This is a genomic window from Pseudomonas cichorii (genome assembly GCF_003700275.1).
Taxonomy (GTDB): Bacteria; Pseudomonadota; Gammaproteobacteria; order Pseudomonadales; family Pseudomonadaceae; genus Aquipseudomonas; species Aquipseudomonas cichorii_B.
In genome coordinates this window covers 1-9,480 of sequence record NZ_RBRE01000098.1, presented here as the reverse complement: position 1 = coordinate 9,480, position 9,480 = coordinate 1, and the positions used below count along the sequence as shown (strand labels likewise).

At 63.2% G+C, this 9,480-nt stretch carries 1 protein-coding gene; it reads left to right on the top strand.

The window, feature by feature from the left end; translation table 11 throughout:
- The coding region (locus ALQ04_RS25725) for a non-ribosomal peptide synthetase (RefSeq protein WP_122318601.1) at positions 1–9,480 on the top strand (9,480 nt) is incomplete at both ends.

Genomic DNA, 9,480 nt, shown 5'->3' with positions numbered 1-9,480 from the left:
GTTCGGCACCGTGCTGAGGGTGGCGAAGGTGTCGAGCGTGCCCTGGGCGTGTTCATCAATACCTTGCCGCTGCGCATCGACCTGGGCGGCCAGCCGGTACGCGAAGCGGTTCTCGATACCCACCGCAGGCTGACCGGGCTGCTGGGTCACGAGCATGCACAACTGGCGCTGGCCCAGCGTTGCAGTGCATTGCCGGCCGGCGCACCGCTGTTCAGCACCTTGCTCAACTACCGCCACAGCGCGGCACCACAGGCCAGGGACGAAGCCGCCAGCATTGCATGGCAAGGCATCGACGTGCTGCATGCAGAAGAGCGCAGCAACTATCCGCTGACCCTGAGCATCGATGATCTGGGCGAAACCTTCAGCCTGACCGCCCAGGCGGCACAAGGCATCGACGCGCAGCGCGTTTGCGGCTACTTGCAGGAAGCCGTGAGCAATCTGGTCCTGGCCCTGGAGCAACAACCCGAAGAAGGCCTGGAGCAATTGTCGGTACTGCCGGCGGCAGAGCGTCAGCGTCTGTTGATCGGTTTCAATATCACCCGTCGCGATTACCCGCGTGAGCAACCGGTGCACCGTCTGTTCGAGCAACGTGCAGCCGCGCATCCACAAACCCTGGCCGCAGTGCATGGCAGCCGTTCGCTGAGCTATGGCGAACTGAACGAACAGGCCAACCGTCTGGCGCATTATCTGATCGGGCAGGGCGTCAAACCCAACGATCACGTGGCGATCCTGTTGCCGCGCTCCCTGGAACTGCTGGTCGGCCAACTGGCGATCGGTAAATGCGCCGCGACCTATGTACCGCTGGACATCAACGCGCCTGCCGAGCGTCAGGTCTACATGATCGAGGACTGCCAGGCGTTGTTCGTGCTGACCCAAAGCTCGATCTCGATTGACTCTGCCACGCCGCGTATCGACCTTGATCAACTGCTCCTGAACGACCAGCCAGCCCATGATCCGGCACTGGCGCAGAACTCGGACAGCGTGGCCTACGTCATGTACACCTCCGGTTCCACCGGCGCACCGAAAGGTGTCTGCGTGTTGCATCGTGGTATTGCGCGTCTGGTGTTGAACAATGGTTTTGCCGACTTCAACGAGCAGGACCGCGTTGCTTTCGCCTCCAACCCCGCGTTCGATGCCAGCACCATGGAAGTCTGGGGTGCATTGCTCAATGGCGGACAACTGCTGGTTATCGATCACCAGACCCTGATCGACCCGGCGCGCCTCAGCGAGGTCTTGCCGAATGTCAGCATGCTGTTCCTCACCACTGCGCTGTTCAACCAGTATGTACAACTGATCCCCGACGCGCTTAAAGGCTTGCGTTACCTGATGTCCGGTGGCGAGCGGGCAGATCCGGCGAGCTTCCGCGCCATGATCGAACATGCCCCGAGCGTGCGTCTGATCAACGGTTACGGCCCGACCGAAACCACAACCTTTGCTACCACCAACGAAGTCCGCGAGGTGGCCGAAGGCGCGGAATCGGTGTCGATCGGTCGACCGATCGGCAATACCAGCATCTATGTGCTGGATGCCCATCAGCGTCTGGTGCCGCAGGGCGTTATCGGCGAGCTGTACATCGGCGGCGATGGCGTGGCCCGTGGTTACCTGAACCGGGCGGACCTGACGGCCGAGAAATTCCTCGCCGACCCGTTCAGCGCTGAGCCGGGCGCGATGATGTATCGCACCGGCGACCTGGGTCGCTGGCTGGAAGACGGGCAACTGGAATGCCTGGGGCGCAACGACGATCAGGTCAAGATCCGTGGTTTCCGTATCGAGCTGGGCGAAATCGTCAGCCGTCTCCACGATCTGCCAAGTGTGCGCGATGCAGTGGTTCTGGCCCGGGAAGACGAGCCGGGGCGTGTGCGTCTGGTGGCGTACTTCACCCAGCATCAGGATCTCGAAGCGCTTGGCGCCGAGCAGATGCGTGCGGCGTTGCAGGCCAACCTGCCGGAATACATGGTGCCGGCCGCGTTCGTCGAGCTGGAAACGCTGCCGTTGACCGCCAACGGCAAGCTCGACAGCCGGGCGCTGCCCAAGCCTGAACGTTCGGCGCTGTTCGGCGCCAGTTATGAAGCCCCGCAAGGCGAGATCGAAACCGCCCTGGCAGAGATCTGGGCTGAAGTGCTGCAGGTGGAGCAGGTGGGTCGTCACGATCACTTCTTCGATCTGGGTGGGCATTCCCTGCTGGCCATGCGCATGGTTTCCCAGGTTCGCCAGCAACTGGGCGTTGAGTTGCCGCTGGGTGAACTCTTCGCACTGGGCGAACTGGCGGCGGTGGCCGCCGCCGTGGCGGGCATCGAGCGTAGCGAGCAGGCGCAGATCCAGCCGGTCTCCCGCGATCAGTCGCTGCCCCTGTCGTTCGCCCAGCAGCGCCTGTGGTTCCTGGCGCAGATGGAAGGCGGTAGCGAGGCGTACAACATTCCCATGGCCCTGAGCCTGCAAGGCGCGCTGGATGTGCCGGCGTTGTCTGCTGCTCTGGCACGCATCGTCGAGCGCCACGAAACCCTACGCAGCCGCTTCATTGCCCTGGAAGACGGCGCCGAAGTGGTATTTGCACCGCTGTCCGACGCGCCACAACTGCACGTCGAAGATCTGCGCGCCAACCCGCAAGCCCTGGCGGAACGGGTTCGCAGCGAGGCGGCGGCAGCTTTCGACCTGACCCGCGGACCAGTGATCCGTGGCCGCCTGTTGCAGGTGGCCGACGATAAGCACGTGCTGTTGCTGACCGTGCACCATATCGTCGCCGACGGCTGGTCGATGGGCGTGCTGACCCGTGAACTGCTGGCGCTGTACCCGGCCATGCGCATGGGAACCAGTGATCCATTGCCGGAACTGGCGATCCAGTACGCCGACTATGCCGTGTGGCAGCGTCAATGGTTGACCGGTGAGCGTCTGCAGCAGCAATCGACTTACTGGCACCAGGCATTGAGCGGCGCACCGACGCTGTTGATGTTGCCGACCGACCGGCCACGTCCGGCGCAACAGGACTTTACCGGTGGCAGCCTGGCGGTGCAGCTTGATGAACAGCTGAGTGCCGGTCTGCGGGCCTTGGCCCAGCGTCAGGGCGTGACCCTGTACATGACGCTGATGACCGCCTGGGCAACGCTGCTGGCGCGTCTTTCCGGACAGAACGATGTGGTGATCGGCAGCCCGATGGCTGGCCGTGGCCGCAGCGAACTGGAAGGGCTGGTGGGGTTGTTCGTCAACACCCTGGCGGTGCGTATCGACACTTCCGGAGCGCCGACTGGCGAAGCCTTGCTGACGCAGGTCCGCAAGCGTGTGCTGGAGGCTCAGGATCATCAGGACCTGCCGTTCGAGCAGGTCGTGGAGATTGTTCGTCCGGAGCGCAGCCTGGCGCATGCTCCACTGTTCCAGACCACCCTGAACTGGCTGGCCGGCAAAGGCTCGGTCCCGGATATGGACGGGCTGCTGGTGGCGCCGGTCGAGCAGCAAAGCCAGGTATCCAAGTTCGATCTGTCGCTGAATCTGGGCGAGCAGGGCGAAGCACTGGCTGGCACCCTGGACTATGCGCTGGCACTGTTCGACGAAGCGACCGTGCGCCGCTACGCCGATTACTTCGAGCAACTGTTGCAGGCTCTGGTAGCCAATGAGCATGCAGTGCTCGATCAGGTTGCGCTGGTCGCTGAGCAGGAGCGTCGTTACCTGCTCGAAGATCTCAATGCCACCGCAATGGCTGTGCCTCAGGGGCAAACCATTCATGGCCTGATCGAGGCCCGGGCTGTTCAGCAGCCTGACGCTATCGCTGCGCAAGTGGGCGATCAGCACCTGAGCTACAGCGAGCTGAACCGCAAGGCCAATGCCCTGGCCCGGCATCTGATCAGCCTCGGCGTGCGCCCGGATGATCGCGTGGCTGTGGTGGCGCGTCGGAGCCTGGAAACCCTGGTCGGCCTGCTCGCGGTACTCAAGGCTGGCGCCGGTTACGTGCCGGTGGACCCGGCACATCCGGACGAACGTATTGCCTATCTGCTGGATGACAGCGCACCGGTTGCGGTCCTGACTCAGCACTCGCTGCTGGCTGGCCTGCCAACCTTGGCCGTGCCGGTGATTGCCCTGGATCGCCCGGACTGGGCCGAGCAACAGGACAACCCATTGGTAGCGGGCCTGACGGCCGCCAACCTGGCTTACGTGATCTACACCTCCGGTTCGACCGGCCAGCCCAAAGGCGTAATGGTCGAACACCGCACCCTGAGCAATCTGGTGCACTGGCATTGCGCAGCCTTCGATCTGCACGCCGGCAGCCACACCTCCAGCGTGGCCGGTTTCGGTTTCGATGCCATGGCCTGGGAAGTCTGGCCAGCCTTGTGCGCCGGCGCGACCTTGCACTTGCCGCCTGCCGATGTCAGCAACGAACAGCTCGATGCGTTGCTCGACTGGTGGCTGGCCCAACCGCTGCAAGTGGCGTTCCTGTCTACGCCGGTGGCCGAATATGCGTTCAGCCGTGAGCTGCGCCATCCAACCCTGAAAACCCTGTTGATCGGTGGCGACCGCCTGCGCCAGTTCCATCGCGATCCGGGCTTTGCCGTGATCAACAACTACGGCCCGACCGAATCCACCGTTGTGGCCACTTCGGGCCGCTTGCTACCCGATGGCAGCCTGGATATCGGCAAGCCGATTGCCAATACCCAGGTGTACTTGCTGGATGAACACCAGCAACTGGTGCCGTTCGGGGTTGCCGGTGAGCTGTATGTGGGCGGTGATGGCGTGGCTCGTGGTTACCTGAACCGTGCGGAAATGACCGCCGAACGCTTCCTCGACGATCCGTTCAGCCAGCAACCGGGCGCTCGCATGTACCGCACCGGCGACCTGGCGCGCTGGAATGCCGACGGCACTCTGGATTATCTGGGCCGCAACGACGATCAGGTGAAGATCCGTGGTGTGCGGATCGAACTGGGCGAAATCGAAAGCCAGTTGGGTTTGCTGCCGGGTATCGAAGAAGCCCTGGTGCTGGCACGGGAAGACCAGCCGGGACAACCGCGTCTGGTGGGTTATTTCACCGAGCGTGCCGACATTACGCCGCTGACCGTGACTGAGTTGCGCGATGCCCTGGCGAGCCAGTTGCCGGCCTACATGGTGCCCAGCGCGCTGGTACGCCTGGACGCCTGGCCATTGACCGCCAACGGCAAGGTCGACCGACGCGCCTTGCCGGTGCCGGATCGCGAAGCCTTGAACACTGGCGAATACCAGGCGCCGCAAGGCGCGCTGGAAATCGCCCTGGCACAGATCTGGGGCGAGCTGCTGCACGTCGAGCAGGTCGGTCGTCATGACCGCTTCTTCGAGCTGGGTGGCCATTCCCTGTTGGCGATGCGTATGGTTTCCCAGGTTCGTCAGCGCCTGTCGCTTGAGCTGGCCCTGGCCGACCTGTTCGCCGACAGCTCATTGATCGCGGTGGCGCAATGCCTGAGCAATGCCGGGCAAAACGAGTTGCCGCCTATCGAAGTCTTGCCGCGCAGCGGCGCGATCCCGCTGTCTTTTGCCCAGCAGCGAATCTGGTTCCTGGCGCAGATGGAAGACGCCAACAGCGCCTACAACATTCCGCTGGGCCTGCAACTGACCGGACAGCTCGACACCCGTGCACTGAAGCGCGCTCTGGAGCGCATTGTTGCGCGTCACGACAGCCTGCGCAGTCGTTTCAGCCAGGAAGATGGCGAAGCACAGGTCCAGGCCTCACCTGCAAGCGTGGTTCCCGAGCTGCACTGGCAGGATTTGCGCGGTCAGGATCAGCAGGCGCTGCAGGCCGTGGTCAAGGAAGAAGCAGAGCAAGCTTTCGATCTCAACCATGATTTGCCGATTCGCGGCCGGTTGTTGTGCCTGGCCGAAGATCGCCATGTGCTGTTGTTGACCGTGCACCATATCGTCGCCGATGGCTGGTCGCTCGGCGTGCTGACCCGCGAACTTACCGCGCTGTACAAGGCCTTCAGCCAGGGGCTGGATGATCCGCTGCCGCCATTGGCCCTGCAATATGGCGACTACGCAATCTGGCAACGTCAGTGGCTGGACAGTGAACGTCTGAGCAGCCAGGGCGACTACTGGCAGCAGGCGCTCAGCGGTGCTCCGGTCTTGCTGACCCTGCCTACCGACCGGCCGCGCCCGGCCCGTCAGGATTACACCGGTGTCAGTCTTCCGGTGCGTTTCGATGCGCGCCTGAGCGCCGAGATCAAGACGTTCTGCCAGCGCCATGCAGTAACCCCGTTCATGCTGTTCATGGGGGGCTGGTCGTTGCTGCTGGCGCGTCTGTCCGGACAGGACGAAGTAGTGATCGGTACGCCGGTGGCCAACCGTCGTCGTGCCGAAATCGAGGGCCTGATCGGCCTGTTCGTCAACACCCTGGCGGTACGCATCGACACCTCGGGCGAGCCCGATGTCACCGCGCTGTTGGCGCAAATCAAGACTCGCGTACTGCAAGCCCAGGAACATCAGGACCTGCCATTCGAGCAGGTGGTGGAACGCTTGCGTCCGCCGCGCAGCCTCGCTCACAGCCCGCTGTTCCAGACCTCGCTGGCCTGGGACGGCAGCCAGGGCCTTGAACTGCATCTGGGTGAGCTGCTGCTGGAGCCGCTGGGTGATCAGCCGACCTTCGCCAAGTTCGACCTGACCCTGAGCATGGGCGAGACAGAGCAAGGTTTCGCAGGTGCCGTGGATTACGCAACGGCGCTGTTCGACGAAGCCACCGTCAAACGCTATGTGGCCTATCTGGAGCCATTGCTGTGGAGCATGGTCAGCAGCGATCAGGCTGTACCGGCGCGCACAGAACTGCTGAGCGCCCAGGAACGCCGTCGCTTGCTGGTGGATTTCAACCGCAGCGAGCAGGACTTCGAGCTGCAACAGCCGGTGCAGGCGCTGTTCGAGGCACAGGTAGCGCGAACCCCGGATGCCATCGCTCTGCAAAGCGAAGGCGTACAACTGAGCTACCAACAGCTCAACGAGGCCGCTAACCGTCTGGCCCACCATCTCATCGCGCAAGGCGTGCAGGCCGACAAACGGGTGGCGGTGTGCCTGGAGCGTGGTCCGAACCTGCTGGTCGGCCTGTTGGCAGTACTCAAGGCCGGTGGCGCCTACGTGCCGCTGGACCCTGGCTATCCTGTCGAGCGCCTGGCCTACATGCTGGCCGACAGCGGTGCGCAGAGCCTGCTGGTGGATGCCGTTACTCAAGAGCGCTTCGCCGACAGCGCCCTGCAACTGGTAAATCTGGACGCCAGCACCTGGACTGCGCAATCGACGACCAATCCTGCGGTGCCGGGCCTGAATGCCGAGCATCTGGCCTATGTGATCTATACCTCGGGCTCCACCGGCACGCCAAAAGGCGTGATGGTCGAACATCGTGGCCTGTGCAACCTGGTGCAATGGAGTTCGCAGCAGTTCCTGCCGGGCGCTGAAGGCGCTCTGCTGCACAAGACTCCGGTGAGTTTCGATGCTTCGGTCTGGGAACTGTTCTGGCCGCTGTGTGCCGGACTGCGTCTGGTACTGGCGCGTCCTGACGGGCATCGCGACCCGGCGTATCTGGCGCAGTTGATCATCGAACGGCAAGTCAGCGTGGTGCAGTTCGTGCCAGCCTTGCTTCAGCAGTTCCTCGAACTGGAAGAAAGCAGCCGGTGTTTCTCCCTGAGCGATATCGTCTGCGGTGGCGGCGAACTGACCGAGACGCTGGCCCGTCAAGTGCGCCAGCGCCTGCCGCAAGCGCGTCTGCATAACGTCTATGGTCCGACCGAAACCACGGTGGATTGCAGCGTCTGGACTCTGGAGCCGCAAGACTCTTTGCCTGACAGTGCCTTGCCTATCGGACGGCCAATCAGCAATACCCGCCTGTATGTGCTGGATGCCTACGATCAACCGGTCCCGCAAGGCGTGGTTGGCGAGTTGCATATCGGCGGTGCCGGGGTTGCCCGTGGCTACCTGAACCTGCCGCACATGCAGGCCGAACGCTTTATCGACAGCCCGTTCGTGGCTGGCGACCGTCTGTATCGCAGTGGCGACCTGGTGCGCCAGCGGGCGGACGGCATTCTGGAATTCCTTGGACGTAACGACTTCCAGGTCAAGTTGCATGGCCTGCGCATCGAACTGGGCGAAATCGAAGCCCGCCTGGCGACCCATCCGGCCATTCGTGAAGCGGCAGTGCTGCTGCATAACGAGCGCCTGGTGGCCTGGTTCAGTTGCCATGAAGGTGAGCAAACGCCAGGCATTGAAGCCTTGCGTGAACATGTTTTGGCGCAACTGCCGGACTACATGGTGCCTTCGGCCTATGTGGCGCTGGCAACACTGCCGCTGAGCCCCAATGGCAAGCTTGACCGTGCAGCCTTGCCGGAGCCGGGCGAGCAGGCGGTGCTGAGCCGTAACTACGAAGCGCCTCAAGGCGAAACAGAGACACAGCTGGCTGCGCTCTGGGCCGAGTTGCTGCATGTGGAGCGGGTTGGTCGTCACGACAACTTCTTTGAAATGGGCGGCCATTCGCTGCTCGCCGTGACCCTGATTGCACGTATGCGGCGTCTGGGCATGACTGCCGATATCCGCGTACTGTTTGCCCAGCCGACGCTGCTGGCCCTGGCCAACTCCGCCGACAGCAGCCAGGGCCGCGAGCTACAGGTACCGGCCAACCTGATCGGTGCGGGCTGCCAGCACATCACGCCGCAAATGCTGCCGCTGGTAACGCTGGATCAGGCTGTCATCGAGCGGATTGTCGCCAGTGTTCCCGGCGGCGCGGCCAACGTGCAGGACATATACCCGCTGGGGCCATTGCAGGCCGGCATTCTTTATCATCACCTGGCGGCCGGCGACAACGATCCATACCTGTTGCAGCCGCAGTTCGCCTTTGCCGATCAGAGCCGGGTCGAGGCTTTCTGCGCTGCTTTGCAGCGAGTGATCGAGCGCAACGACATCCTGCGCACTTCGCTGTTCTGGGAGGGACTGCAAGCACCGGTGCAAGTGGTCTGGCGTCAGGCAAGCCTGAAGGTTGACGAGATTCCGCTGCAGGACCTGGCCAATGCGCCGCGAATGGACCTGACCCAGGCGCCGCTGCTGCATCTGGTGCATGCCTTCGATCCGGCAACACAGCGGATTTCTGCCGTACTGCGCTTCCATCACGTGGTCATGGACCACGTTGCGCTGGAAGTGCTGGGCCATGAGTTGCAGGCCATGCTGCTTGATCAGCAAGCGCAGCTCGCAAGCCCCGTGCCGTACCGCAACTATATCGCTCAGGTCCTGCAAGGGCCGGGCGATGAAGCCCATGAAAGCTTCTTCCGCGAACAACTGGGCGATATCGACGAGCCTACCTTGCCGTATGGCCTGCCGGTGGCGGCTGGCGATGGTGAACTCAGCGAAGCCCGTCTGCCGCTGGACGTTGCCCTGTGCGCCAAGGTCCGCGATCAGGCGCGGCAACTGGGCGTCAGTGCCGCGAGCCTGATGCATCTGGCCTGGGCCCAGGTACTGGGGCAACTCTCCGGCCGCGACAGCGTGGTGTTCGGCACCGTG